Origin of the sequence: Vibrio porteresiae DSM 19223, assembly GCF_024347055.1 — a bacterium.
Taxonomy (GTDB): Bacteria; Pseudomonadota; Gammaproteobacteria; order Enterobacterales; family Vibrionaceae; genus Vibrio; species Vibrio porteresiae.
This window is the reverse complement of record NZ_AP024895.1, coordinates 720,718-746,263: the sequence shown is the minus strand read 5'-3', so window position 1 is coordinate 746,263 and position 25,546 is coordinate 720,718. Positions and strand designations below refer to the sequence as shown.

At 45.1% G+C, this 25,546-nt stretch carries 27 protein-coding genes; 9 read left to right on the top strand and 18 right to left on the bottom strand.

Features of this window, described 5'->3' with window-relative positions:
- Positions 1 to 26: 26 nt before the first annotated feature.
- Positions 27 to 773 (bottom strand): YggN family protein, encoded by a 747-nt coding sequence (locus tag OCV11_RS03470; protein ID WP_261895021.1) that lies wholly within the window; start codon positions 771 to 773, stop codon positions 27 to 29.
- An 87-nt stretch (positions 774 to 860) separates the two neighbouring features.
- On the bottom strand, positions 861 to 1,931 hold the full coding sequence (gene dinB, locus OCV11_RS03465) for a DNA polymerase IV (RefSeq protein WP_261895020.1): 1,071 nt from the start codon (positions 1,929 to 1,931) through the stop codon (positions 861 to 863).
- 162 nt (positions 1,932 to 2,093) lie between these two features.
- Between dinB and OCV11_RS03460 the strand changes: the two genes are divergently transcribed.
- Complete coding sequence (locus tag OCV11_RS03460) at positions 2,094 to 3,314, top strand: GGDEF domain-containing response regulator (RefSeq protein ID WP_261895019.1); 1,221 nt, start codon at positions 2,094 to 2,096, stop codon at positions 3,312 to 3,314.
- A 42-nt stretch (positions 3,315 to 3,356) separates the two neighbouring features.
- On the opposite strand, the gene nqrM is transcribed toward OCV11_RS03460, so the two are convergent.
- From nqrM to OCV11_RS03415, 9 genes are all read right to left on the bottom strand, one after another.
- Positions 3,357 to 3,590: a (Na+)-NQR maturation NqrM gene (nqrM, locus tag OCV11_RS03455; protein WP_261895018.1), complete on the bottom strand. Its 234-nt coding sequence runs from the start codon at positions 3,588 to 3,590 to the stop codon at positions 3,357 to 3,359.
- 18 nt (positions 3,591 to 3,608) lie between these two features.
- A complete protein-coding gene (locus OCV11_RS03450; protein ID WP_261895017.1) occupies positions 3,609 to 4,616 on the bottom strand; it encodes an FAD:protein FMN transferase in 1,008 nt (335 codons plus the stop codon).
- Positions 4,617 to 4,786: 170 nt separating this feature from the next.
- Entirely contained in the window at positions 4,787 to 6,013 is a 1,227-nt protein-coding gene (gene nqrF, locus OCV11_RS03445; RefSeq protein WP_261895015.1) for an NADH:ubiquinone reductase (Na(+)-transporting) subunit F, read from the bottom strand.
- Between the two features lie 33 nt (positions 6,014 to 6,046).
- On the bottom strand, positions 6,047 to 6,643 hold the full coding sequence (gene nqrE / locus OCV11_RS03440) for an NADH:ubiquinone reductase (Na(+)-transporting) subunit E (protein WP_261895014.1): 597 nt from the start codon (positions 6,641 to 6,643) through the stop codon (positions 6,047 to 6,049).
- A 7-nt stretch (positions 6,644 to 6,650) separates the two neighbouring features.
- On the bottom strand, positions 6,651 to 7,283 hold the full coding sequence (locus OCV11_RS03435) for an NADH:ubiquinone reductase (Na(+)-transporting) subunit D (protein WP_261895013.1): 633 nt from the start codon (positions 7,281 to 7,283) through the stop codon (positions 6,651 to 6,653).
- Positions 7,283 to 8,068, bottom strand: a complete 786-nt coding sequence (locus tag OCV11_RS03430; protein ID WP_261895012.1) for a Na(+)-translocating NADH-quinone reductase subunit C — start codon at positions 8,066 to 8,068, stop codon at positions 7,283 to 7,285. The genes OCV11_RS03435 and OCV11_RS03430 overlap by 1 nt, the downstream gene beginning before the upstream one ends.
- Positions 8,055 to 9,302: an NADH:ubiquinone reductase (Na(+)-transporting) subunit B gene (locus tag OCV11_RS03425; protein WP_261895010.1), complete on the bottom strand. Its 1,248-nt coding sequence runs from the start codon at positions 9,300 to 9,302 to the stop codon at positions 8,055 to 8,057. The genes OCV11_RS03430 and OCV11_RS03425 overlap by 14 nt, the downstream gene beginning before the upstream one ends.
- Before the next feature lie 4 nt (positions 9,303 to 9,306).
- A complete protein-coding gene (locus tag OCV11_RS03420; RefSeq protein WP_261895009.1) occupies positions 9,307 to 10,647 on the bottom strand; it encodes a Na(+)-translocating NADH-quinone reductase subunit A in 1,341 nt (446 codons plus the stop codon).
- 500 nt (positions 10,648 to 11,147) lie between these two features.
- A complete protein-coding gene (locus tag OCV11_RS03415) occupies positions 11,148 to 11,453 on the bottom strand; it encodes a BolA family protein (RefSeq protein WP_261895007.1) in 306 nt (101 codons plus the stop codon).
- A 151-nt stretch (positions 11,454 to 11,604) separates the two neighbouring features.
- Between OCV11_RS03415 and OCV11_RS03410 the strand changes: the two genes are divergently transcribed.
- From OCV11_RS03410 to OCV11_RS03395, 4 genes are all read left to right on the top strand, one after another.
- Entirely contained in the window at positions 11,605 to 12,738 is a 1,134-nt protein-coding gene (locus OCV11_RS03410) for a methyltransferase (protein ID WP_261895005.1), read from the top strand.
- Positions 12,739 to 12,772: 34 nt separating this feature from the next.
- Positions 12,773 to 13,348 carry a YajG family lipoprotein gene (locus OCV11_RS03405; RefSeq protein ID WP_261895003.1) on the top strand — a complete coding sequence of 192 codons (576 nt, stop codon included), beginning with the start codon at positions 12,773 to 12,775 and terminating at the stop codon, positions 13,346 to 13,348.
- A complete protein-coding gene (locus OCV11_RS03400; protein WP_261895001.1) occupies positions 13,341 to 13,886 on the top strand; it encodes a peptidylprolyl isomerase in 546 nt (181 codons plus the stop codon). Before OCV11_RS03405 ends, OCV11_RS03400 begins: the two co-directional genes overlap by 8 nt.
- Before the next feature lie 63 nt (positions 13,887 to 13,949).
- Complete coding sequence (locus OCV11_RS03395; protein ID WP_261894999.1) at positions 13,950 to 15,305, top strand: AmpG family muropeptide MFS transporter; 1,356 nt, start codon at positions 13,950 to 13,952, stop codon at positions 15,303 to 15,305.
- A gap of 42 nt (positions 15,306 to 15,347) precedes the next feature.
- Here OCV11_RS03395 and OCV11_RS03390 read toward each other — a convergent pair whose 3' ends face one another.
- The 4 genes from OCV11_RS03390 to OCV11_RS03375 all read right to left on the bottom strand — a co-directional run bounded on the left by OCV11_RS03390 (position 15,348) and on the right by OCV11_RS03375 (position 18,946).
- The gene (locus tag OCV11_RS03390) at positions 15,348 to 16,787 is read right to left on the bottom strand and encodes an MDR family MFS transporter (RefSeq protein ID WP_261894998.1); all 1,440 of its coding nucleotides are present in this window, start codon (positions 16,785 to 16,787) and stop codon (positions 15,348 to 15,350) included.
- A gap of 162 nt (positions 16,788 to 16,949) precedes the next feature.
- Positions 16,950 to 17,678, bottom strand: coding sequence for a ChrR family anti-sigma-E factor (locus tag OCV11_RS03385; RefSeq protein WP_261894997.1), 729 nt, complete (start codon positions 17,676 to 17,678; stop codon positions 16,950 to 16,952).
- Complete coding sequence (locus OCV11_RS03380) at positions 17,675 to 18,274, bottom strand: sigma-70 family RNA polymerase sigma factor (protein WP_373332802.1); 600 nt, start codon at positions 18,272 to 18,274, stop codon at positions 17,675 to 17,677. The genes OCV11_RS03385 and OCV11_RS03380 overlap by 4 nt, the downstream gene beginning before the upstream one ends.
- 90 nt (positions 18,275 to 18,364) lie before the next feature.
- Positions 18,365 to 18,946, bottom strand: a complete 582-nt coding sequence (locus tag OCV11_RS03375; protein ID WP_261894996.1) for an LON peptidase substrate-binding domain-containing protein — start codon at positions 18,944 to 18,946, stop codon at positions 18,365 to 18,367.
- A 332-nt stretch (positions 18,947 to 19,278) separates the two neighbouring features.
- Between OCV11_RS03375 and OCV11_RS03370 the strand changes: the two genes are divergently transcribed.
- From OCV11_RS03370 to csdA, 4 genes are all read left to right on the top strand, one after another.
- On the top strand, positions 19,279 to 20,067 hold the full coding sequence (locus OCV11_RS03370; protein ID WP_261894995.1) for a nucleoside-specific channel-forming Tsx family protein: 789 nt from the start codon (positions 19,279 to 19,281) through the stop codon (positions 20,065 to 20,067).
- Positions 20,068 to 20,180: 113 nt separating this feature from the next.
- On the top strand, positions 20,181 to 21,092 hold the full coding sequence (gene panE / locus OCV11_RS03365) for a 2-dehydropantoate 2-reductase (protein ID WP_261894992.1): 912 nt from the start codon (positions 20,181 to 20,183) through the stop codon (positions 21,090 to 21,092).
- Positions 21,089 to 21,691, top strand: coding sequence for a DJ-1 family glyoxalase III (locus OCV11_RS03360; protein ID WP_225250785.1), 603 nt, complete (start codon positions 21,089 to 21,091; stop codon positions 21,689 to 21,691). The genes panE and OCV11_RS03360 overlap by 4 nt, the downstream gene beginning before the upstream one ends.
- Positions 21,692 to 21,698: 7 nt before the next feature.
- Entirely contained in the window at positions 21,699 to 22,907 is a 1,209-nt protein-coding gene (gene csdA / locus OCV11_RS03355; protein WP_261896214.1) for a cysteine desulfurase CsdA, read from the top strand.
- 91 nt (positions 22,908 to 22,998) lie between these two features.
- Here the strand turns inward: csdA and csdE are convergent, their stop codons facing one another.
- The 3 genes from csdE to mltA all read right to left on the bottom strand — a co-directional run bounded on the left by csdE (position 22,999) and on the right by mltA (position 25,476).
- On the bottom strand, positions 22,999 to 23,427 hold the full coding sequence (gene csdE, locus OCV11_RS03350) for a cysteine desulfurase sulfur acceptor subunit CsdE (RefSeq protein ID WP_261894989.1): 429 nt from the start codon (positions 23,425 to 23,427) through the stop codon (positions 22,999 to 23,001).
- Positions 23,428 to 23,473: 46 nt separating this feature from the next.
- Complete coding sequence (tcdA, locus tag OCV11_RS03345; protein ID WP_261894988.1) at positions 23,474 to 24,292, bottom strand: tRNA cyclic N6-threonylcarbamoyladenosine(37) synthase TcdA; 819 nt, start codon at positions 24,290 to 24,292, stop codon at positions 23,474 to 23,476.
- Between the two features lie 83 nt (positions 24,293 to 24,375).
- On the bottom strand, positions 24,376 to 25,476 hold the full coding sequence (mltA, locus tag OCV11_RS03340) for a murein transglycosylase A (RefSeq protein ID WP_261894986.1): 1,101 nt from the start codon (positions 25,474 to 25,476) through the stop codon (positions 24,376 to 24,378).
- Between the last annotated feature and the right edge of the window lie 70 nt (positions 25,477 to 25,546).

The following is a 25,546-nucleotide window of genomic DNA, read 5'->3' as shown; positions in this document are numbered from 1 at the left end:
AATTGGGATATCTAAGCTTAGTGAGCTTAAATAGTGAAGACTTGATAATCTTTTAGTTGTGGAATCTTCTTATGCAGTGATTTCTCCTGCTCAACAATGTTATCTAATGAATCACACAGCTCATCACGCTGCTTATCCATCTGTTTTTGATGTGCTTTTAAATGCTCTGCCATCGAGGTTTTGAGCTTAGCCATAACATCATTGAGCTGGGTAAGATTAAAACCACCTTCTTGCTTCATGCTCTTAGCTATCGTATCGAAAGCACTGGTCATAAATTCACGACTAAAAAAGACCTTTGCCTTATCAAATTCAGCCATCCACTCTTGCTGCATCTGTTCATAACTACTTGCCGGTAATACTAATTCACCATTTTTGTAGTAACGGCTTTCCCACTCTTGAGCGTAAGAGCGTACGCCTTGTTTGAGATTATCAAATGCACCCGGTTTTCCTAAGCTGGTCGAGATATCATCGATGACAGAATCGGCCATCACCAACCCATCGTTAATCACCTGCTTCACTCTCGGCACACTATCGCTCATGCTTTGACGAAAGCGCTCCATCGCAGAGGCTTGCTCTGAATCCAGCGGTACAGATTTGCCATCAATGCTGAGCTGGTTATTCGCAGTCATTGTCGCAATCTGTCCATCAGCACGATGAATCTCAACGTGTTCACTGTTGATATGCACTTCATTTTTCACATCTACGCGACACTGAGCAGCTAACGCTGAAGTGCACGTCAGTAGGGTGACAACAAAGAGTATTGGTCTCATCATTTTCTCTCTTAAAAACAGGTAACTGGGTAGATGGGAAATCACAAGTGACTTGAGTATAAGCAACAGTGTACTCAATTTCGCAGCAAATTAAAAAAAGCTCAATTGCTCACCAGGTGCTTCGGGTTTGAGCATCACGGATAATCCAAGCAAGCGAATTTCCCGCCCTTGTTGCCGTCTTAGTACTTCACTCAGTAAACCGCGAAAATCACCGAGCTCTAGTTGCGGATGAATGTGCTCGATGGTCGTCAATTGAAAATCCGCAAACTTCACTTTAATACCTTGTTTGATGATGGCTCTTTCCGGACTCGCTTTGGTTAGCCGCTGGTCAAGTTCCGGAAATAACTTCTCTTCGATAACTTGCCAACACTCTTCATAGGTGGAGATGTTTTGGCTAAACGTTCGTTCGACACCGACGGATTTTCGTTCCCGTTCAACAATGACTTCGCGGCGATCGATACCGTGGCTTTTCTTCCAAAGCGATTCCCCTAAACGACCAAATTTGATCAATAGATCGCGATAGTCACTGTTTTTAATGTCCTCACAGAGATAAAACCCGGCTCGGTTCAATTTCTCTAAACTCACCTTTCCAACTCCGGGGATTTTGCCCAGAGGCAGCTTATCCACTACCTCCTGCACTTTCTCCGGCGGAACGACAAATTGCCCATTGGGCTTATTCATGTCTGAGGCTACTTTGGCCAGAAACTTCACAGGGGCAACACCAGCAGATGCCGTGAGTTGTAACTCTTGCCAGATATCACGCCGAATCGCCTCTGCGATCAAAGTGGCGCTCCCATGGCACTTTGGGCTATCACTCACATCAAGGAATGCTTCATCGAGTGATAGCGGCTCAATAATCGAGGTATAACGCTGAAAGATTTCGTGAATTTGGCGGGAAACCGATTTATACACTTGCATACGACCGGGAACCAGCAGCAGGTGAGGACACAATTTTAATGCTTGAGCAGTTGGCATTGCTGAGTGCAATCCAAATCGGCGTGCTTCGTAGTTACAAGTACTCAGCACTCCACGTTGTTTCTCGCTTCCACCGACAGCCAACGGCCGCCCACGATATTCTGGGTGATCACGCATTTCGACCGCGGCATAAAAACAATCCATATCAACATGAATAATTTTACGAAGACGCTCTGTGTCCACCATTTCAATCCGACAATACTGTATGTAAAAACAGTATACACAATAATCACGGAGCACACACACAAATGCAGGCAATAATAAGGGCGTTTCTCAAATTTACTTCTATCCTTTTTAGAGTTATCAAAAGAGCCGTGAGCATGGATTCGTTAGCGTAAAGGTGAGGAATTGAGTCATAAAATTCTGGTCGTGGAAGACAGCAGAGCATTTCGCAATTACTTGTTTAATCAATTATCTCAACTTGGTTATGAGGTCATCTGTGCAGAGTCCCTCGCCGAGACACAAGCCATATTGTCCCAAGACCACCGTTTTTTCTGTACGGTGTTAGATTACTGCTTACCCGACGCTCAAGATGGTGAAGTCATCGATCTTGTATTGTCAACGAAGCAAAAAGTGGTGGTGCTAACCGCCACCTTCAATGAAAAAGTCCGCGAACGTTGTATCGCTAAAGGTGTACTGGACTATATCCTCAAAGATAGCATGAGCTCTGTTTCCTATCTTATCCCGATGATGAAGCGGCTATTGAACAACCAAAATCATCACGCCCTAGTGGTGGATGATTCTCAGACGGTGCGCCGCTATGTCTCACAATTACTCGAACATCAATACATTCGTACCACCACAGCAGTGGATGGACTCGATGCACTAAAAAAGCTGCAACAACATAAAGACATTAGCATCATCATTACCGACCATGATATGCCCCATCAAGATGGGATTGAGATGATCCGAGAGATTCGCCAATCGATAAGTAAAAACGAATTGGCGATATTGGGGGTATCGAGCTCTGACGATAAAACCATGACAGCACGCTTTCTAAAAGCGGGGGCGAATGATTTTTTAAATAAGCCATTCAACCAAGAAGAGTTCTACTGTCGCGTCCACCAACTACTTGATATCAAAGAAGCAAACACTGAGCTGTTTCGGCTGGCAAACCAAGATGCATTAACTGGATTATGGAATCGTCGGTATTTCTTTAATCAACGCCAAGAACATCAAGCCGATAACTGCCATGTTGCTATGATGGATATCGATCACTTTAAGAAAGTAAATGACACTTGGGGTCATGATGGGGGTGATAAAGTGCTGACCTCCATCGCGCACATCTTGAACCTCTATTTTTCTGATTCGATCGTGGCACGTTTTGGTGGAGAAGAGTTTTGTATTCAATTCTGTGGTGAATTTGCGCAGTTTATTCAGCGCTTAGAGAATTTACGGCAACGCATAGAAAAGACCTCCATTTCATTTTTGGATAGTTCAATCCGTGTCACCATCAGCATTGGTGTTGCCCAAAGTGATACAGGTGATATCAATCAACTGCTCACTTTGGCCGATAGCCGACTCTACTTAGCCAAAAACCGGGGACGTAATCAGCTTATCAGCGACTAACATCAACCCGGTTTTCCTGTGTTTAGTACTGCTTTACTGTGATTAAGCGATACGATCTTTTTCCCACTCAGCGATCATAGCTGCGCGTTTTGCCGCTTTTGCTTCACGACGTTTACGAGCATCACAAGGCTCTGGGCAATTACACACTTTCTCGATACCTACAGCACCTAGGCCGCCACAGCTACCACGAACCACTTTCTTCTGGAAAATGTAACCGACTGCCATTGCTGCAATTACACAGACAAAGATGGCAAATGCAATTAAAAATGTACTCATAATAATCTGCTCACTTATTTACTGCTGTTTCAGATAGGGGCGAAATGCCTCTGAAACTCGTTCTTCAAATCCTGTATCCGTTTTTACCATCATCAATACTGCAAGATGATGTTGCTCTGCGACAGCCATTCCCTGCTCTTCGCCTAAAACCATCAGCCCAGTGGCTAAACCGTCTGCGGTCATACAAGAAGGATGTAATACCGTCACTGACACCACACGATTGTTGATTGGCATCCCCGTGTGAGGGTCGATGATATGCGAGTATCGAATACCATCTTGTTCAAAGTAGTTACGATAGTCTCCAGAGGTAGCCATCGCCATCTCTCCAGGACTGATAATTTCTTGGACGCTGCGCTCATTCGCTACTGGCTTCTCAATCGCGATACGCCATTTTACACCATCACGGTTGATACCTTTAAGCCGAATTTCACCACCAATTTCGACCATGTAATTTTGGACACCTTGCTGCTCAAGGTAATTAGCGACTTGATCGACTCCCCACCCTTTGGCAATGGTTGATAAGTCCACATACAGATTGGGAATATCTTTCGTTAACTGCTGACCATTTAAGGTCAAATGAGCAATGCCAACTCGCTCACGTCGCTGCGCTAAGGTTTGCGGTGAAGGCGTTTTATTCGGGCGACCTTCAGGACCAAATCCCCATAGATTTACCAACGGCCCTACCGTCACATCTAATTTTCCCAGCGTCACTTGATTCAGACGCATTGCCTCTTTCACCACCGTAGCCGTTTCGACCGATAACGAATAAGGTGTCGTCTCTTGCATTTGATTAAAACGACTTAATTCAGAGTTTTTTTGATACGTCGACATCTGGTCATTCACTTGCACCAGAATCTTATCAATGCCTTGCTGCAAGCTCGTCACATCTGGTGAAGTATCCGAAACCAAATATTTGACATTATAAGTCGTGCCCATAGTGGGACCGCTTAAATGCACTTGCTCAGCTTGGCGATCACAACCCACCATTAAGGCTAGACAAGAGAACAATACCAACAGGGTTTTCACACACTCACCTTTTTAAAAACTGGGATAGGGAAAATAATTCATCACCTTTCCTATCACAGCTTATGCTGCCAAAAACGAAACAATGGAGTCCAAAAAAGAATGGCGTCTAAAAAGAAAGAATGGCTGACTTCCATTGGAAGCCAGCCATCATTCAACTTAGAGACCGGAGATTAACCACCGAAGTCATCCAATAGAATGTTTTCGTCTTCAACACCTAGATTATGTAGCATGTTGATTACCGAAGCGTTCATGATTGGTGGACCACACATGTAGTATTCACAATCTTCTGGCGCATCGTGATCACGTAGGTAGTTTTCGTACACAACGTTATGGATGAAGCCTGTGTAACCATCCCAGTTATCTTCTGGAGTTGGATCAGACAGAGCTACGTGCCATGTGAAGTTATCGTGTTCAGCTGCTAGCGTATCGAAGTCTTCAACATAGAACATTTCGCGAGTTGAACGAGCACCGTACCAGAACGAAATCTTACGTTTGCTGTCTAGGCGTTTTAGCTGGTCGAAGATATGAGAACGCATAGGAGCCATACCTGCACCACCACCGATAAATACCATTTCAGCGTCAGTGTCTTTCGCAAAGAACTCACCAAATGGACCAGAAATCGTACATTTATCACCTTCTTTAAGTGACCAAATGTAAGAAGACATCTGACCTGGTGGCACATCAGGGTTACGTGGTGGCGGAGTCGCGATACGCACGTTTAGCATGATGATGCCGTGTTCTTCAGGGTAGTTCGCCATTGAGTAAGCGCGGATGATTGGCTCATCTACTTTTGACTCGTAACGGAACAGATTGAATTTATCCCAGTCTTCACGGTATTTCTCAGGTACATCAAAGTCTGAGTATTTCACGTGGTGAGCTGGAGCTTCAATCTGAATGTAACCACCTGCACGGAAAGGTACAGATTCGCCATCAGGAATTTGTAGCTTAAGTTCTTTGATGAAGGTCGCTTTGTTATCGTTAGAGATAACAGTACATTCCCATTTTTTAACACCAAAGATCTCTTCTGGCAGAATCAGTTCCATGTCGTTTTTAACAGCAACTTGACATGATAGACGTTCACCTTCGCGAGCTTCACCTTTAGTAATGTGATCAAGCTCAGTAGGTAGAATGTCACCACCACCAGATTTAATTTTTACGCGGCACTGACCACAAGAGCCACCACCACCACAAGCTGAAGATACGAATACGCCTGCGCCAGCAAGTGCAGTCAGTAGCTTACCGCCTGGTTGAGTAACGAACGATTTTTCAGGATCGCCGTTGATAGAAATTGTAATGTCACCTGTTGGAACCAGTTTTGATTTAGCGAATAGGATCACTAATACCAATACCAGTACAATCAGAGTAAACATCACTACACCAAGAAGAATAACGTCCATTGACTATTCCTTAATTGTTGCGGTTTACCCGACTTACAGTTGAACACCAGAGAAAGACATAAAGCCAATCGCCATTAGACCAGCAGTGATAAAGGTAATACCTAGACCACGCAGACCAGGAGGTACGTCTGAGTACTTCATTTTCTCACGGATACCTGCAAGAGCAACGATCGCTAGCATCCAGCCCAAACCTGAGCCGAAACCATAAACAACCGATTCACCGAAGTTGTAATCACGTTGTACCATGAAAGATACACCACCGAAGATTGCACAGTTAACTGTGATCAAAGGTAGGAAGATACCTAACGCGTTGTACAACGGTGGGAAGAAGCGGTCCAGAATCATTTCAAGAATCTGTACTAACGCTGCGATAACACCGATGAAGGTAATAAAGTTAAGGAAACTTAGATCGATACCTTCGCCTAGTACACCTGGCTTAAGCAGCAAGTTGTAAACTAGGTTGTTTACCGGAACAGAGATGGTCAGTACAACAGTAACTGCGATACCTAGACCAAATGAAGTCTTAACTTTCTTAGATACAGCAAGGAATGTACACATACCCAAGAAGAAAGACAGCGCCATGTTCTCGATAAAAATCGATTTAACTAGCAGACTAATATAATGTTCCATGACTACCTTACTCCTTCGCTTCTACTTGTTCAGGTTTGAACGTACGAATCGCCCAAATCAGGAAGCCGATCAGGAAGAAAGCTGACGGAGCTAGTAGCATCAAACCGTTTGGCTGATACCAACCGCCGTCTTTCACTAGAGGCAGAACTTCAATACCGAAAAGTTTGCCTGAACCCAGAAGCTCACGGAAGAAACCAACAGTGACCAATACAAAACCGTAGCCTAGACCGTTAGCAATACCATCGATGAATGATGGAATTGGCGCAGATTTCATAGCGAATGCTTCTGCACGACCCATTACGATACAGTTAGTAATGATCAGACCAACGAATACTGAAAGCTGTTTAGATACGTCATAAACGTAAGCTCGCAGGATTTGGTCAACCACGATTACCAAAGAAGCGATAACGGCCATCTGAACGATGATACGTACGCTGTTTGGAATATGGTTACGAATCAAAGAAACAAAGAAGTTAGAAAAAGCAGTTACTAACATAACCGCGATTGTCATAACAAACGCTGTTTCCAATTTAGTGGTTACTGCCAATGCAGAACACACACCTAGAACTTGCAGAGCAATTGGGTTGTTATCCAATACTGGCTCTAACAGGCTCTTTTTAAGAGTTTTCGCGCTAGACATTAGTTCAGACCTCCGTCACGAACTTTTGCTAGGAATGGACCATAGCCCATATCACCTAACCAGAAATCGAATTGGCGTTGAACCCCGTTACTAGTTAGTGTTGCACCAGACAGTGCATCTACACCGTGTTCAGAACCCTGAGGAGCTCCGCCTTTTACGATACGAATTGCTGGTTTGAAGTTCTCATCGAACAATTTCTTACCAACAAACTGAGCACGCCATTGTGGGTTTTCCACTTCGCCGCCCAATCCAGGGGTTTCACCCTGTTCGTAGTAGATGATGCCATCAACGGTATTCGCATCAGTTTCCACTGCTACGAACGCGTACATCATAGACCACAGACCGTTACCGTGAATTGGTAGAATCAGACGAGAAACTTTGTCGTCTTGTTTCACTAGGTAAACCAGACCGTAGTTAGCACGGTTGATGATTTTACCTGGGTCTTTATCCGCTGGTAGTTTGATCGATGTTTTTGGATTCGCTGCTGCTGCACGTTGATCGTACTTAGCTGCTGAAACGCCATCCGCAGTTTTATCGACTAATTCACCAGTGTTAAAGTCTACCAATTTAGGTTCAATGTACTGTGCGTACAGGTCTTGAACCTTACCCTTAGACATATCAACGCCTGATACTTCTAGGATTTTGCTTTGTTTGTCTAACGCTGCATTGAGTTGCTGCTTATCACGCAGAGCTACTGCCGCTACCGATACGATAATGGAGCACACTAAGCTCAACACGATAACAACAAACAGCGTTTTTTTAATGCTATCGTTATTGCTTGCCATAACGCGCTAGTCTCCGCTTGATGTTTCTTTCCACAACCACATGGTCGAACAGAGGGGCAAATAGGTTAGAGAATAGAATCGCTAACATCATGCCTTCTGGGTACGCAGGGTTAACTACACGAACCAGCACACACATAACGCCGATTAGAATACCGTACGCCCATTTACCTTTATTGGTGAAGGAAGCTGAAACTGGGTCAGTTGCCATGAATAGCATACCGAATGCGAAGCCACCTAGAACTAGGTGCCAATGCCAAGGCATGTTAAACATTGGGTTAGTTGCTGAACCAATCACGTTGAACAGTGTAGACAGTGCGATCATACCGATCATAACACCGCCGATGATGCGCCATGAAGCAATGCCCATGTACACGATGAATGCTGCACCGATCAATAGAGCCAGTGTAGAAGTTTCACCGATTGAACCTGGGATATTACCTAGGAAGGCATCCATCCAAGTGATCGTTTGGCCAGTTGCTGCGTTAACTAGAGAACCGCCGCCACCTTGAGCCCATTGGCTCAGAGCAGTTGCACCAGAGAAGCCGTCAGCTGCAGTCCATACTAAGTCACCAGAGATTTGACCTGGGTAAGCAAAGAATAGGAATGCACGACCAGCCAATGCTGGGTTCAAGAAGTTACGACCAGTACCGCCGAACACTTCTTTAGCAACAACCACACCGAAGGTGATACCTAGTGCAGCTTGCCATAGAGGCATTGTAGGTGGAACGATCAAAGCAAACAGAATCGAAGTGACGAAGAAGCCTTCGTTTACTTCGTGTTTACGAACCATACAGAACACAACTTCCCAGAAACCACCAACAATAAATACTGTTAGGTAGATAGGTAGGAAGTAAGTTGCGCCAAGCAGCATTTTGCTGCCCCAGCCTGCATCTGCACCCAAGGTGCCACCGATCATCTCAGTGAACCAGTAATGCCAGTTACCATTCACGATAGAAGTGAATTGATCACCAGAATACATGTGGTGCAGAGCGGCAATAGCTTGACCACCAACGTTGTACATACCGAAGAACATCGCTGGGAAAATAGCTAGCCAAACCATGATCATGATGCGTTTTAAGTCAACAGCATCACGGACGTGCGAGCTTTTTTTAGTCACTTGACCTGGGGTATAGAAAATGGTCGCTGCAGCTTCGTAAAGCGCAAACCACATTTCATATTTACCGCCTGGTTCAAAGTGATGCTCGATATCCTCAAGAAACTTTTTAAGGCCCATGAAATTACCCTTCTTTCTCAATCTTATCCAGGCACTCACGAAGTAACGCGCCGAACTCGTATTTACCAGGACATACAAAGGTACATAGTGCTAGATCTTCTTCATCCAGTTCTAGAGCACCTAAGCGCATAGCGCTATCAGCGTCACCTGCACAAAGATCACGAAGCAACAGAGTTGGCTCCATGTCTAGCGGCATTACTTTTTCGTAACTACCGATTGGCACCATTGCACGTTCACTACCACCAGTCGACGTTGTCAAATTGAACAACTGACCTTTGAATAGGTGGCTTAAGAAAGAACGAGTGACTGAGAATTTGTTCTTACCAGGCAATGCCCAACCAAGAAACTCTTTGTCACGGCCTTCACGCAATACTGAAACTTGTAAGTGATAACGGCCAAGGTATGCGTGTGGACCAGCAGCTTGTGTACCTGAAAGTACAGAGCCAGAAATCACTCGAACTTCGCCAGGCATGATTTCGTTATTCACGATTTCATCAAGGCTCGCACCAACAAGAGTACGAATTAGACGAGGATTATTAACAACTGGACCCGCTAGAGAGATAACACGTTCTGAGCTCAGCTCACCAGTTAGGAACAACTTACCGAACGCAATCACGTCTTGGTAGTTGATTGACCATGCCACATTTTGTGCATTCACTGGGAATAGGAAATGCATGTGTGTGCCAGGAAGACCTGCTGGGTGAGGACCGTCAAAAACATGTTCTTCAACGTTTGACTGAGTCGCACGAGGTAGACTTGTACCTTTTTTACAAACGTACACTTTACCTTCAGTAAGAACTGAAAGAACGTCTAGACCTGCTTTGAAAGCGTCAGCTTGTTCATTGATAACCACGCTAGGCTCTGCTGCAAGAGGATTGGTATCCATTGCAGTAACAAAGATAGCTTTAGTATTGGAATCAATTGCCGGTACCTTGCTGAACGGACGAGTACGCAATGCAGTCCAAAGGCCAGAATCCACCAATTGAGTTTTGACCGCTTCACGATCAAGACCTGCAATTTGGTTGGCTTCGAACTTGTTGAACTCAACCTTGTCATCACCTGAAACTTCAATCACAACAGATTGAAGAACACGTTTTGCACCACGGTTAATTTCAATCACAGTACCGCTAGCTGGTGCAGTAAATTTCACGCCTGGGTTCTTTTTGTCTTCAAAAAGTACCTGGCCTTTCTTCACTACATCACCTACGCGAACCTGCATTGTTGGACGCATGCCAACATACTCTTCGCCAAGCAAGGCGACTTTTTTGATGGCTTTGCCATCATTAATCACCTGGGAAGGAGTTCCAGAAATAGGAAGGTCCAAACCCTTTTTTATTGTAATCATACGCACTTGCACTACTTTTTTATCGGGAAAAAGATTCTTTAATTGCGCAAATTTGAGGCGCATATCATCTTCGATTTGCCAGAAATCGTTGTGATTAGAGACTGTAGATGATTAACGCCCCCTAGACACGACATTATCAGTGTCCGCTTTGATGTTAAAGATTACATCAAAGTCGCAACATCCTTTTAAAAACCTCGTCACAATTAAGCACCAAGGTTTATCAGGTGCGATAGTTTAGCATTTTTTACGAACTTGATGCCATTAAGAATCATCAGATTAAGCGCTAAAATCATCATTAATCTCGCGCTTTTCCTGATAAATCATTTGCTATTTGATACATCGCACAGTAAATGGTATCCACAATGTGAATAAGGTTGTTCAGTTCAATATAAACCAGAACAATAATTCATCATGTAAATATTGGTCTAACTTGTTTAAATCCTGTTACATTATTGCTCAAAAAAAAAGTTTTTGCTTGTTTTTTAAACGAACAAGTTCAATTAGTGACCACCGACACACATGGGGCTATCAGGACTCCCAGAGGCACGTTCTTTCCACTCCTCGGGAGTATAGGTGTGAATCGCTAACGCATGAATGTGATGGATCAATTCTTCTGCCAATAATTGATTCACTAAGCGATGACGAGCGATCAATTTCAAGTTCTCAAATTTTTGGCTCACTACGACCACTTTAAAATGACTTTCCGCACCAGGTGGAACGTTATGCATGTAGCTCTCATTCACCACACTAAGATACTCTGGAGCAAACTCATTATGGAGTTTTGTTTCGATAACTTCTTGAATCATATTGCTTCCTTGTCACACTACCGTGTCGACAATCTCTCTTAAATAACCATAACAGTGTAACTCGCGAATCTACAGAAGAGAAAGGTTTTGGTTTCTTGTTCTGTCACCATTTGCGACAATAGCGTTTCCATCAGTTAAACCCATCATAATTATGACTATTGAGTTTTCATTACATCAACGCACGCTGACATTGCACCGTTATCCGGTACGCAGCAACGATACATTGCAAGCATGGGATGCTGGCGATGAGTATCTCATTAACCACATTGAAGAGATGGCACTGCCTGATGGATTAGACATTTTAATACTCAACGACCAATTTGGCGCGCTGAGTTGCTGGTTCTCAGCGAAGCATCAAGTCACCGTTATGAGCGATTCCTATCTAGCCCACCAAGGCATTACGCATAACTTGCAGCAAAATCATTGCCCTGCGGTGACATTACTCACCACAATGGATGCTATACCTAATAAAGTGGATTTGGTTTTGATGCAAATTCCACGCAATAACCGTCATTTGACCTGGCAGTTAAGTCAGTTACGTCAAGCGGTAGATGCCAAAACACCGATCATTGCAGTGAATAAGGCAAAAGAGATTCACTCTTCAACCTTAAATCTGTTTAGTCAGTATCTTGGCAATACCACGACATCTTTAGCATGGAAGAAACATCGATTGGTGTTCAGTTTTGCCGATTGCTCGCCTGTGCGTGACGTAAGTCCTGACACGGTTTGGCCAGTGGCTGGTGAACAAATTGAACTCAACAACCTCCCCAATGTCTATTCGGGAGAAAATCTGGATCAGGGAGCACGTTTTTTATTGGAACATTTGCCAACCCTTCCAGAGTTAGCGCATTTTATTGACTTAGGTTGTGGTAACGGTGTGCTCTCAGTAAAAATGGGGCAACTCAATCCACAAGCCGCGATAACTTGCGTAGATGAAAGTTTCATGGCGGTAGAATCGGCACGACAGAACCTAGTTCATAATTTGGGTAATGAACGCGACATTGAGTGCGTAGCAAACAACTGTCTTGATCAATTCGACGCAGGTATCACTGAGTTGGTGTTATGTAATCCACCATTCCACCAACAGCAGGCGATCACCGATCATATTGCTTGGCAGATGTTCTGTGATGCCAAACAGGTATTGAAAAAAGGTGGCAAATTACTGGTTATTGGTAATCGACACCTAAGATACGATATAAAATTATCACGCTTATTCGGCAAGTCGCTCGTAAAGACTGTCGCAGGCAATCAAAAGTTTGTTATCTTAGAAGCTATTAAAGGCTAAGCATCTGATGCTAAAACAAAGAAAGGAATTGACCATGAAAAAATTGGTTCTCGCGGCGTCTATCGCCTTACTGACCGCTTGTGCTGCACCGCAACAAGAACAAGTTAACTTCATGCCGAAAGCAGTCATCAGCAACTCTGATATCGTGAAGAACGCTTCTTTTACGCTTACCAGTAAAGATGTTCGTTCAGCCCAATACGTTGCTTTAGTCGATAGTGGTCGTAACCATATTGAACCGATTCATGCCAATCAAAACGTACGTATCGCATTAGAAAATGCGCTTGCTGAACAGTTTGGTTCGCAAGGTTTTACGGTAACAGTCAACAGCGAAAACAGCATGACGGTTGAAGTAGAACAGGCATTAGTGAATGTAAAACACTCCATCATGGAAAATCAGATGGATGCGAAAGTTGTGATCCAACTGACCGCTGAAACACCCAAAGGTCGCCTAGTGAAAACCTACACTGGCACTGCAAAACGCACTGCTGCACTCAGCGCAGATATTCAAGATGTGCAAATGGTGTTCAACGATGTTGTGAATAATGTACTTAAAGAGATTGCAAACGATTCAGAACTACAAACCTACATGAAGGAACGTTTCCATGGGTAAGTGGTGGGTTGCGCTAATCGCTCTCTTTAGTTCAACTCTTTGGGCTGCTCCTGAAGTAACGATTGAAACTAATTTGGGTGCATTTACTGTTGAGCTGAACCAAGAAAAAGCACCGATCACCGTAGCTAACTTTCTTCATTACGTTGAAGACGGCAGTTATGTAGGCAGTCAGTTTCACCGTGTAATTCCTGGCTTTATGGCGCAAGGTGGTGGTTACGACGCAAATCTTAAAACGCTCAACACTGAAATGCCGATTAAAAACGAAGCTTACAATGGGCTGCGTAATGATACGGCAACCATCGCGATGGCTAGAACCAATAATCCTGATTCAGCGACTCGTCAGTTTTTCATCAACTTGAAAGACAATGACTTTCTAAACTTCAGTCGTCAAAACCCGGGATATGCTGTGTTTGGTAAAGTGGTTAAAGGCTTTGACGTGATTCAGAAAATGGCGCAAAAGCCGACTCATACTGTTGGCTATATGCAAGACGTTCCAGTCACGCCAATTGTCATCAGCAAGGTGACACTCAAACCATAGTATTTAAAAACTACCCTCTTTAAAGCTCCATTTTATGGAGCTTTACTTCATCAAGGATGCGCAATGCCTCACCACCAAGCCACTTCTTGGCGAGAAACGATTCAAAGTTACCTTGACCGCCGTTTGCTCTGGGTCTTCATGTTAGGTTGCTCAAGTGGTTTCCCTTGGGTCTTAATCGGCTCGAGCATGTCGGGTTGGTTAAAAGATGCCGGGCTTAGTCTGGCAGCTATCGGTTACTTTGGTAGCGTCTTTGCTGTCTACGCCGTTAACTTTTGTTGGGCACCATTGGTCGATCGCGTCAAAATCCCCCTTTTCTATCGCTATCTAGGTCAGCGCCGCAGTTGGATATTGGTTTGCCAGATTGTGATTTTTATTGGCACGCTACTATTGGCTGGCGTCAATCCCGCCGCTCATATTTGGCAAGCCTCAGTACTCGCCTTTTTAATTGCCACTGCATCAGCCACGCAAGATATTGCCATTGATGCCTTTCGTATCGATAGCTTTGCCAAATCCGAAGAGAGTAAATTACCTCAAGCGTCAGCAATGGCGGTGATTGGTTGGTGGACAGGTTATTCTCTGCCGGGCTATTTGGCGTTTATCAATGCCGACAGTTCGGGCTGGAACACAGTGTTTTACGGTATGGCAGTGATTGTGTTGCTATTGATGGCGTTTACTTTACTCGTTAAAGAACCCAAAAATCACCGCGAACAATTGCAACAACAAGCAGAACAACGTTATCGCGATAAGATGGATGGTCCAGTCATGACCTGGTGGTCGGTCACTATCGTTGAACCGTTCGCTGATTTCTTTCGCCGCAACGGCACTCAAGTGGCACTAACACTCCTGCTGTTCGTCTTTTTATTCAAAGTTGGCGAGGCTTTCCTTGGCAGAATGTCGATCGCCTTTTACAAAGAGATCGGGTTTAGTAATGAGCAAATTGGTTATTACTCCAAGCTTCTCGGCTGGGGCATCACTATGCTGTTTACGTTTGTCGGAAGTATGGTCAATGTCCGCTTTGGTATTGTGCGTGGCTTGATGGTCGGTGGCATTGCTATGTCAGCCAGCAACCTTATGTTTGCTTGGTTAGCGCAAGTAGGTCCCAATGAGCACATACTGCTGGCGGCTATCGTGACCGACAACTTCACCACTGCGTTCTCCACAGTGGCCTTTGTTTCTTTCTTAACACTGCTCACTGGGCAAGCCTTTTCTGCCACCCAATATGCGTTGCTCGCCTCTTTAGGTAACTTCAGTCGTACCACACTCTCTTCTTTTAGTGGTCAGCTTGCTGAATACCTCAATGATTGGTCATTGTTCTTTGTACTAACAGCTCTGATGGTCATTCCAAGCTTAATCATGCTCTATAGCTTAAGGCACTATTTTGATGCGCTGCTCGAGAAAGCGAGACAGCGTGATGATTGAATTCAGTAAATAGGTGATTGACTCGGGGAAGCAATGCTTCCCCTATTTGATCCCGACTTCAAATGAAAAATCATCAAGGTGAATTCGTGGCACCGATGCGGCGTTACAAGCCCCCACAATCGCCAGAACAGCAGCAATTTTAAATGCGGTTTGAAATGCCTGAACAACCTCTTCATGCGGAGCACTGAGCAGCGCGGTCAGAGAGTGATTCACATCAAAATTAGGGATCAACGAGTAGATAAGCGTACCGAACAGCGCCGTACCCACCGAGCCGCCAAGAGATCGACACAACCCTGCCATAGCGGTAATGCGCCCTAGATTAGCTTTACCCGATACAGTTTGAATCGTGACTTGCGTAGAAGGCATTACGGTTCCTAATCCCAAGCCACATCCCAACGCCAATAGACTGATCACCAATGGTGATAACGGACAGGTACCAAGTAACAAAAACATAGTGGCACTTAGCGTAAAGCCCACGACCGGCAGATACTTTGGCACTCCAGTTCGGCCAATCCACTTACCAGTGCAATAAGACCCCGTAATGATCCCTGCAGACATCGGAATCATATGGACTCCGGCTTCTGCAGGCTCCAAGTGCAAAACAATTTGTAAAAAGATCGGTAAGAAAAACGCGAGCGAGAATAAACACGCGGCGAAAATAAAGCTAGAACGTAAAGGGCGATAGATGATTTTCTGCTTTAGCAACCCTAGCGGTAAAAAGGAGTCTTTGACCCGACGCTGTTGGAACACAAATATCACAGCAACAACAATAAAAGTTCCTGCCAACAGATAACTGGTATCAGAACGCCACGCAAAGTAGTGTCCACCAGAAGAGAGCCAGTAAATAAGTAAAGTCGTCATTACCGGAAACAGCATTAATCCCCACAGATCCAACGAACGCTGGGTTCGTGGAATTTGCGCAGTTGGTGTACGAGCAAGACGGTAAACCGCAATCCCAATCAAAGGCAAATTTAGCCAAAACAACCAATGCCAATTCAGATAAGTCACAATAAAGCCACCGAGTACCGGCCCTCCCATACTCGATAACGCAAACAGTGATGAGAAGTAACCTTGATATTTGGCTTTCTGACGTGGCGCGACCCATTCGCCAATCAAAGCTTGTGACAGAATCATCAAACCGCCACTGCCGATGCCTTGCACCACTCGGTTGATCACCAACCATTCCATCGAAGTCGATAACGCACAGCACACACTACCCAAAGCAAAAATACCCAATGCCATTAGAAGCATATTTTTGCGACCAAACAGATCACCAAGCCAGCCGTAAATCGGTACTGTTGCTGCCCCTGCTAGCATATAACCAATCGCTATCCACGATGAAAGGGGCAAATTGCCAAGCTCGCGCACAATATTGGGAGTCGCTGTTGCCAACAACGTTTGGTCAACGGCAGCCAAAAACATCGGCAAAAATACCGTGGTGAAAATTTTGAGGAATGTGGATTTGTCGACTTCAGTGGCCATAAAAAAGAGAGGTCCTTACTCAATAACGCTTCGCCCCAAAAAACCATTTTTGAAGCCCAACCTCAACTTTTATTACCATCGACTAAAGATAAAAGACACTATTCTGATTGGGAAAACAAAAAGAGGGCCAGCAAGTATAACTGGCCCAAGGTAAAACGGGGGTTAAGGATAAACCCCACGACCAAAGAGGTTAAACAGCCGTGCAATACCTTGGGTAAATACCATAGTATCCGTCAACACTGTGAGACATAAGCAATCTTGTCCAATCGAAGTCTGAGGCGAATGCTTGATACTAGCATCGCGCTGGAGAAAATCGCCTGCATGATATTCCCCATCTTCATCGCTAAATCCGCCGTGCAGCACCAATGTTGATTCAGTTCCCTTATGAGTATGTTGTGGTACCAGTACATTTGGCCCGATATACAGCAAATTAACACGCCCAGACTCATCTTGATGCAAAGGCAAACTCCACACCTTACCTGCATAACTGCGCCATTCAGGATTGGCACCAACCATCTGTTGGAGCACCCGAGGAATGCGCAGTTTAATGCCATTGATTTCGATCGTACGAGCGCAAAACAACGAACGAACTGAGCTTTGATTACTGTGCTGCGGCTGCACAGTAATCTCATCTAACATAGTATCCCAATTAGTCGAAGGGACAGATGACTCAAGTTGTCCCCCGTCCAATGGCTGCGAACTACTATTGTCTAAACCCTGATCGAGAGAGATAGCTGCCAACTGCTGACCGGCCAGCTCTTCAAAGTGAAATAACTGCCGACGGCATGATGGACAAAACTCCAAATGTGCAGACACGGCAACGCTGTGTCCGAGATCTAGCTGCCCAAGGGCATACGCCTCAAGCAAATCTAAAGAGGGATGATGACTCATAAGTGCTCCACGTCGATCGAGATACGCAGCTTTTCAACTGCAAGTCGTAACCGAGATTTCACGGTACCCAATGGAATATTAAATAGATCAGCAACTTCCTGCTGTGGCATTTCATCAATAAACACCGCTCGAACGATGTCTTGTTGCGGCTTTGGCAACAGAGCAAGTTTCTGCAAAACCTGTTCTTTAAGCCGTTCATGCTCAGGTGCGTAGTATTCGATTAAATCAGGAGGGCAATATTCGTTTGGCCAAATATCGTCTGCATAGACATACGCTTCGGCGCCTTTCTGCTTGCGAATTACGTCGAAACAGAGGTTACGAGCGATAGTAAAAATCCAAGTCGACAAGGCGCTTTTTTCGCCATCAAACAGCATCGCTTTTTGCCAAACGACGCTCATCACATCTTGCACAAGCTCTGCCGACACTTGCTCGGAATGGACGAACTTAAACACAAACGATTTAAGTTTGGGCGCGTAAAAACGAAATATGATCGCATAAGCAGCCTTGTCATGCTGCTTAACTCGATCCATACACTCGGTCCATTCACGCCGACCATAGTGATGGGGAGACAAAGATTGAATCGAATCACTACTCATATCAATTAGTCCATTATTGCTGACTTCGCGTATCCAAGCCGTCTTACTGTTTGGATACCCTTTATACGGGGGAATGAACGTAAAAGATCATCAACCATCACCAAAAGATTCGATGGCGTTGAAGAGATAAGAGAGCGCTTTGTCGCAATCAAGGTTTTGCGAGATTTGATCGAATTGCTGATTGGTGAGCGGCATTAACTCCAGCCACCTTTGCGTTACCCAACTCGCATCATCATAAAAACAGTGGGTATAAAGTTCGCCAAGTTGAGGAAAGTCTCGATACACTTTTTGCAAACGGTGAGCCATAAACAGCTCTTTATCATCCAGTTGACGCACAGGCCAGGAGGGAAACCATTCTACTTTCGCAATGCGAAGCCCATCTGATTCAGCTCGGACACTGTGAATTTGAAAGCGCTTCACGCCGACAACCGTAATACCTAACAATCCGTCGCCGAGAGATTCAAAATCCACCATTTTTACCCAAGTGCCAAAGTTCGATAACGGGTTACTCTTTTTATCGGCTCCACTATCATAAAGACAGATACCAAAACCCGAATCGGTTTTACTGCATTGCGCAACCATTCTTTGGTAGCGGGGTTCGAATATTCGCAGCTTCATTTTTCCTTCTGGCATCAAAATAGACCCCAGAGGAAACAGCATGATCTCTTCCACACATCACCTCTTTTCGATACTGATGGCAGGTTGTACGTTAGCGCGATAAATGCGATCAGTTCACTTTTGCCTTATTTAAGGATAGCAAACGTTTCCTCGTTACGAACCACAACAAAGTAGCGACAAAGATCACACATTTCCTGCAATTATGTGTAAGAAAAATAAAGTTCCGTTGAAATTTCTAGTTACGTGACTCGGATCACTAAAAAACAAAGCCGTTACATAATTTACCTCTTTTAATTGAGATGGTTATCGCTATCATCGCCCTGAATGGAAGCTCAGAAACGTTATCGACCTTCTGAATCACAATATAAACGTAGAGAATCACAGAAATGCGCAAATTACTTTTAGCTTTGGGTTTAGCAGCATCAGTTTCTGCACCTGCAATGGCAGCAGATTACACTGATGGCAATACACACAAAAATGATTACAAGTGGATGCAGTTCAACTTAATGTATGTACTTGATGAAAAACCAGGAAACACTGACCACGAATACTTCGAAATGGAATTTGGCGGTCGTTCTGGAATTTTCGATCTTTACGGTTACCTAGATGTATTTAACCTAGCGGACAAAGACAGCAACGATAAAGCTGGTAGCGACAAAATGTTTGCTAAATTTGCGCCTCGTATGTCTCTTGACGGCCTATTCAACACTGACCTATCAGTAGGTCCAATCAAAGAATGGTACATCGCTGACTACACCACTATCGATGGCGGTTCTACTGGTGGCTACGCAACCAAAAACGGTATCGGTACTGACGTGATGGTTCCTTGGTTTGGTAAAGTACAATTCAACCTGTACAAATCTTACAACATCAAGAAAAACGAATGGAACGGTTACCAACTATCTACAGTATGGTTCAAACCTGTTGTTAACTTCGAAAACGGTTCATTCATCGCTTACCAAGGTTACTTAGATTACGAATTTGACCTACAAGAAAAAGCTGGCGCAACTTCTAGCCACGGTCTTGCAATGTTCAACGGTCTATACTGGCACAACGACCGCTTTGCAGCGGGTTACGGTCTAAAAGTATTTGATGACGTTTACGGTATCAAAGATTCTTCATCTTTCCGTTCTTCAGGCGTTTCTCACTACTTCGACGTAACTTACAAGTTCTAATCCAACTTGTTTGTTGAATGTCTAAATGGCGCGACATCCGCGCCATTTTTTATTTGGCATTCGAAAACACAATGATTATTCTTGCCTCTGTTTAGCGCAGTACAGAGGTGAGAATGAATATTGTCGTTGTTGGTCCGGGAGCTATTGGCTCACTTTGGGCCTATCACCTGCATCTTGCAGGGCATCATGTCAGTTTATGGCATCATAATCCGCCGGAATCTGGCGCGATGTCTCTCGCACTACAAACTATTGCCAAACAAACCTTACCAGCCGTCAGTTTCACCACCAACAGCCACGATGAATTGGCTAACGCCGATTTGCTGTTAGTGACCGTAAAAGCCTGGCAAGTCGAGACAGCATTAGCCCCATTACTTGCTCATCTTCATCCCGATACCATCATCGTCTGTATGCAAAATGGCATGGGCGCAACTGACGCCATTTTCGATAAGATTCAGCACTACCCGCTAATCTTAGCCACTACCACCCATGGCGCATTGAAAACGGATGCTCAGCAAGTTTGCCACTCGGGACTGGGCCAAACCATGTTGGGGGCTGCAAACTTATCTGGCGAACAATGTACTTTTCTTGCAGAAGTATTTAACCATGCCCTCAGCGAAGTGCATTGGGTGAGCGACATTCGTATTCCTCTATGGAACAAACTAGCGATTAACTGCGTCATCAATCCACTCACCGCAATTCATCAATGCCCTAATGGCACATTGGATGAAGAACCATTTAGGCCCATAATCAACGCTTTATTAAGTGAAATTGCCTCGGTCATGGGTGCAGAAGGCCTCACAACCTCGCTGGAAGAACTCTCGTTACGAGTCCATCAGGTCATTGTCGCCACCAAAGCTAATCACTCCTCGATGAAACAGGACGTTGCCCATCAAAGGCGAACCGAGATAGACTTCATCACTGGATACCTAATTCAACGAGCACAGCAACACCGTATTGCTGTGCCAAGCAACTTACATCTGTTTGAACAAATAAAGCAGATGGAGCAACCATGGATACAATCATGACAAAACGTATACTCGTCCCTATCGCGCCCGGAACTGAAGAGATGGAAGCCATTACGGTGATCGATATTCTGACTCGTGCAGGTTATCAAGTCACTGTCGCTAGTGCTGACTTCAATGGCAGCTTAACCATGAAGGCCTCGCGTGGCGTAACACTGACGGCTGATTGCACTCTAGTGGATATTGCTGATGAAGAATTTGACGCGGTGGTTCTCTCTGGCGGTGTCGGTGGTGCTGAGGTCTTTCGTGACAGTACCGTGCTCATTGAAATCGTGCGCCAACAAAAATACGATGGTCGTCTGGTGGCTGCAATTTGCGCTGCGCCTGCCATCGTTTTGCAGCATCATGATCTGTTCCCTGGAGCCATCATGACTTGCCACCCTAATTTCCAAGACCAAATTCCAGCAGACTTATTACGCGCAAGACGCGTCACTTATGATGTGCTCAATAATCTATTGACCAGTCAAGGTCCTGGGTCGGCATTAGAATTTGCTATTGAGATCATTATTCAATTGTCCGGTAAAGAGCTCGCGCGACAAGTGGCTGAACCTATGGTCGTTCTACCGCAATTACAATACGACAAACTTGGTGAAGAGCAGTAATAAACCTATGTGGGACTTAGAGATCCGAGCGCAATTTCCAGCGTTCACTCAAACCATTAATGACATGCCATTGGTCTATCTGGACAGTGCAGCAACAACGCAAAAACCAACCGTCGTCATTGATGCCATGGCTGATTACTACCGTTTCCATAATGCCAATGTGCATCGTGGCAGCCATAGCATGACAGCGCAAGCCACCGCAAAGTTTGAGCAAGCTCGTCAAACCGTTGCTGATTTTATTGGCGCACCAAGTAAAGAGACCATTATTTGGACTCGTGGCGCAACCGAATCGATCAACTTAGTCGCTCAAAGCTACGCTCGCAATACGCTCAACGCCGGTGATGAAATACTGGTTTGTGAAAACGAGCACCACGCCAACATCGTGCCTTGGCAGTTGGTCGCCGAACAAACTGGGGCAAAAGTGGTCAAAGTGCCCATTACCGCCAACGGTGAATTCGATTTTGCTCAGTTTACTCAGTTGCTGAGCGAGCGCTGTAAGCTGGTTGCTATTGCCCACATCACCAATGTCACTGGCGCTCGTCAGCCCATTGAGCAGGTGATTGCCGCAGCGCATCAAGTCGGTGCCAAGGTGTTAGTAGATGGGGCTCAAGGGATTGTGCATGAAAAAGTGGATGTTCAAACCTTAGACGCTGACTTTTACCTTTTCTCAGGCCATAAGATCTACGCGCCCAACGGGATTGGCGTGCTGTATGGGAAAGCAGACTTACTCACACAAATGCCCCCATGGCATGGCGGTGGCAAAATGGTGGAGAAAGTCTCCTTCACTGGTACCACCTTTGCAAATCCACCAGCGCGCTTTGAAGCCGGAACCCCTAACGTCGCTGGTGCGATCGGTCTAGCCTGCGCGATTGATTGGTATCAACAGTTTGACCGCCAAACCGTACATCATCATTTGCAGCAGTTGCAAACCGCAACTTACCAAGCCTTACTGCAGATACCCGATGTTGAAGTGATTGGTTACCAACCAAATGCTGCGGTGATTAGCTTTATCATCCCAGGAGTGCATCACCAAGACATCGCAACCTTGCTTAATCACCAAGGTATTGCGGTCCGTGAAGGGCATCATTGTGCTCATCCGCTCATGGATGCACTCAATATCAAAGGCACCGTGCGTATCTCATTTGGCATTTACAACACACTTGGTGATGTCGAGCGCCTGATTGCCGCACTTAATAAAGCCATCGATATTTTATAGGCTGCTCTATCGTTAGAAACATTCGCTATGGTTAAAACAAATAGCCCACCTTAATCCGGTAGGCTATTTTTATTTGTCTGCTATCGGTCTGCTATCGAGCAACAGCTTGAATCTGTTCCACAATGGCCTTTAAACCGTTACCACGTGAAGGGGATAAGTGTTCAATTAAACCGAGCTGAGCAAAGTAATCATCCACATCCAATTGAGCGATTTCAGGCGCGGTTAAACCATCAAAAGCGGCTAACACAATCGCGATTAAACCACGCACTATGCGCGCATCAGAATCGGCATGAAAATACCAACGGTCATGAACTTGCTGCGCTAATAACCATACTTGGCTTTCACAACCACTCACGGTGATTTGCTCAGTTTTAAGAACATCACTCATCACTGGCAGCCGTTTTCCCCACATCACCACTTGGCGATAACGATCTTCCCAACTATGAAACTGGCTCATCGTGGCGATGATCTCCTGTTGGGTAATCTCTGAACCGAAAGGGCTTGCTGGAAAAGGCGACATGACTCACTCCGTAAAGAAAGGCCGAAAACTACCGACCTTCTTTTGTTTAACTGTTTGCTTTTGAATGTTTTTTAATTAGTTTTTCTACAATGCGAGATACGGCAACAAAACCAAATGTGGCGGTGACGACCGTTGCTGCCCCAAACCCCGTTGCGCAATCCATCCGTTTTGGACCTTCAGCGGTCGCTTTGGCGTTACACACTGAACCATCCGCTTGTGGGTATTTAAGCTGCTCGGTTGAGAACACACAATCAATACCAAACTTACGCGCTGGATTGGTTGGGAAATTATGGTGGCGACGTAAACGATCTTTGAGCTTTTTCGCTAACGGGTCTTGAATCGTCTTAGTTAAATCCGCCACGGTAATTTGGGTTGGATCGGTTTGGCCACCTGCACCACCAGTCGTAATCACTTTGATTTTATTACTGCGACAATAAGCCAACAGCGCCGCTTTCGCTTTAACACTGTCAATCGCATCTAACACAAAGTCGTAGTCTTTGGACAGATATTCATGCTGGTTTTCTGGGGTGATAAAATCGTCAATCAGATTAACCTTACACTCAGGGTTAATCAGCTTGACACGCTCAGCCATCACTTCAATTTTGCTTTGCCCAACCGTACCTGTCATTGCATGAATTTGGCGGTTGATGTTGGTGACACACACATCATCCATATCGATCAAAGTCAGTTCACCGATGCCTGTACGGGCCAGCGCTTCCACAGCCCAAGAGCCTACCCCACCGATACCAATCACACACACATGTGAGGCTCGAAGGATATCTACTTCGCTATGACCATATAAGCGTCTGGTACCACCAAAACGTTGGTTATAACTGTCTGAGGCTGGAGAATCTAGTTCACGCATAACACCAATCCAATGCAGGTCTGTCAAAAAGAAAGAGTGCGATTTATACGCACTCTTTCTACAAATGTCTATCTTAACGAGCCCTATTCTAGCTTTTCTGGCGGCAGAGCCCAAGGGGCTTGTGTACTCGAGTCTTTTAGCCCCAATTTCCACACTCGACCAAAGTGCTTGTAGTGGCCTGCTTCCGTCCCAGCTCTTGGCCCCATCCCATGGTAGAGATCAAGATGATTCTGTTTCACCGCACCGCCGGTATCAAGCACAATCAACAAACGCAGTTGATGAGCTCCAGACCATGTGCCATCCGCATTCAAAAGTGGTACTTCAGCCAAAATTGGCGTTCCCATTGGGAAGATAGAACGATCGCCGGCAACCGAGGCCATCGGCAGCAAAGGAACACCAGCCGTACCACTCACTGGAGCCGCTGAACGTGGTTGGAAAAACACATAAGAAGGGTTTTGTTCCAGCAGCTCGCGAACTTCCTCTTCTTTATGGCTTAATACCCAATCTTTAATCGCTTTAAGGGACATTTTCTCCCGAGGCACTTCACCACGGTCAATCAAGATTTTACCAATCGAGATATACGCTTTGTTGTTTTTACCACCGTAGGCAAAATACTCTAGCGAGTCATCATCACCAAAATGGACAAAGCCACTCCCTTGCACTTCCATAATAAATGGGTCGATCAAATTGCTCGCATACCCTAGCTCTAAGCCTTTACCCGCTAATGCTCCATCGTAGATTTGCGCGCGAGTAGGACACTCTTGGTCGCACTGAGGTACACCGTATACAGGATATTTGTAGGTTTCATCCGCTTCATGGCGCATTTCAATTACTGGAGAAAAATAGCCAGTAAACAACACATTACCTTCCTGATCGCCACCACCTAATTGCGCAGATTGAACGCCATACTTAGACAACTCCGCAGGATCGCCACTTTCCATCACCCACTCATTAAGTTTTTCGTATAAAGGCTGATACATATTGGCCAAAGAAGGAGATGTCGCAACAACCGCCTCGCTTTGCTTTTCAAAGGTGGCATAGTCGCGCGGAGCGTTGGAATTTACCTGATCAACTTGGTTGAGAATACTAGGAAAATTTTTGTCTAGATATTGCTGACCACGATCCGTTGGGGCACAGCCAAACAAAAGGGAAAGGCAAACAAGAGGTAAAACACGTTTAATCACAAGTAGGGCATCCGTAAATTCAGGTTCGCTCCAAGGATGGCAAACTCCGCTACGAAGCGCAATGTTGGAA